At 62.7% G+C, this 1,648-nt stretch carries 2 protein-coding genes and 1 pseudogene; all 3 read left to right on the top strand.

Annotated features, from left to right (window positions below; translation table 11 throughout):
* The coding region (locus NV64_RS24240; protein ID WP_233209052.1) for an HPr family phosphocarrier protein at nucleotides 1–351 on the top strand (351 nt) is incomplete at its 5' end.
* Nucleotides 348–1,289, top strand: a complete 942-nt coding sequence (gene fruK / locus NV64_RS19590; RefSeq protein ID WP_056233404.1) for a 1-phosphofructokinase — start codon at nucleotides 348–350, stop codon at nucleotides 1,287–1,289. The genes NV64_RS24240 and fruK, both read left to right, overlap by 4 nt.
* A gap of 16 nt (nucleotides 1,290–1,305) precedes the next feature.
* A pseudogene (locus tag NV64_RS19585) lies at nucleotides 1,306–1,648 on the top strand (PTS fructose transporter subunit EIIBC); the annotation flags it as partial.

Raw genomic sequence — 1,648 nt, 5'->3', positions numbered from 1 at the left:
CGCCTGCTGCAGGCCGACGCCGCCGGCATCCTCGCGCTGCTGACCAGCATAGTGGATGAGCAGGCCGAACTGCTGACCGAAGAGTTTGTGATCCGCAACGAGCACGGCCTGCACGCCCGTCCGGGCACCGCGCTGGTCAGCGTGATCAAGCAGTTTAACTGCGACGTAACCGTCACCAACCTCGACGGCAGCGGCAAGCCGGCCAACGGCCGCAGCCTGATGAAGGTGGTGGCGCTGGGCGTGAAAAAAGGCCATCGCCTGCGCTTCACCGCCAGCGGTGAAGATGCCCGTGCGGCGCTGGATGCAGTAGGCGAAGCCATCGCATCCGGTCTGGGCGAGGGGGCACAATGAGCAGACGCGTTGCCACCATTACGCTGAACCCGGCTTACGATCTGGTCGGCTATATTCCGGAAATCGAACGCGGTGAAGTCAACCTGGTGAAAACCACCGGGCTGCACGCGGCCGGTAAGGGTATTAACGTTGCCAAAGTGCTGAAAGATTTAGGCATCGACGTCACCGTCGGCGGTTTCCTCGGTAAAGAGAACCAGGACGGCTTCCAGCACCTGTTCAGCGACCTTGGCATTGCCAACCGCTTCCAGGTGGTGGAAGGCCGTACCCGCATCAACGTTAAGCTGACCGAGCAGGGCGGTGACGTCACCGACCTGAACTTCTCCGGCTTTGAAGTCACCGGGCAGGACTGGGAGCGCTTTACCACCGACTCGCTGACCTGGCTGGGCCAGTTCGATATGGTCTGCGTCAGCGGCAGCCTGCCGGCCGGCGTCGATCCGGACGCGTTCACCGAGTGGATGCGTCAGCTGCGCAGCCACTGCCCGTGCATCATTTTTGACAGCAGCCGCGAAGCGCTGGTAGCGGGCCTGAAAGCCGCGCCGTGGCTGGTGAAACCGAACCGTCGCGAGCTGGAGATCTGGGCCGGCCGCAAACTACCGACATTACAAGATGTGATTGAAGCAGCACATGCGCTGCGTGAGCAGGGTATCGCTCACGTGGTGATCTCGCTGGGCGCTGAAGGCGCACTGTGGGTCAATGCTTCAGGGGAATGGATTGCCAAACCCCCTGCCTGTGACGTGGTCAGCACCGTGGGTGCCGGCGATTCCATGGTTGGCGGCCTGATTTATGGCCTGCTGATGCGTGAATCGAGCGAGCACACGCTGCGCCTGGCGACGGCAGTGGCGGCGATGGCCGTCAGCCAGAGCAATGTGGGCGTTACCGATCGTACCCAGTTGGCCGCAATGATGGCGCGCGTCGACCTGAAACCTTTCAATTCCTGACAGCAGGAGACCCATAATGAAAACGCTGCTGATAATAGATTCTTCGCTGGGGCTGGCAACCGGACATCTGGCAAAAAACATCACCACCGCCGCGGCGGCCAGCGCCGGCGTGACGCTGACCGATAACCCGGCAGAGGCCGATCGCATCATCGTGGCCGGGAAAAACATTCCGGCCGACGCGACGCTGAACGGCAAAGCCATTTACCTCGCCGACATCCAGCAGCTGCTTAGCCAGCCGGCTGCGGTGCTGGCGCAGGCGCAGACCGATGCACAGCCTTACCAGGCCCCGGCGGTTGCTGCGGCTGCACCGGTGGCGGCGGCGGGCAACGGCCCGAAACGTATTGTGGCGGTAACCGCCT

The sequence above is a fragment of the Erwinia sp. B116 genome (assembly GCF_002865965.1).
GTDB lineage: Bacteria > Pseudomonadota > Gammaproteobacteria > Enterobacterales > Enterobacteriaceae > Erwinia.
The sequence above is the reverse complement of the archived record's forward strand: the minus strand, read 5'-3'. Positions and strand labels throughout refer to the sequence as shown.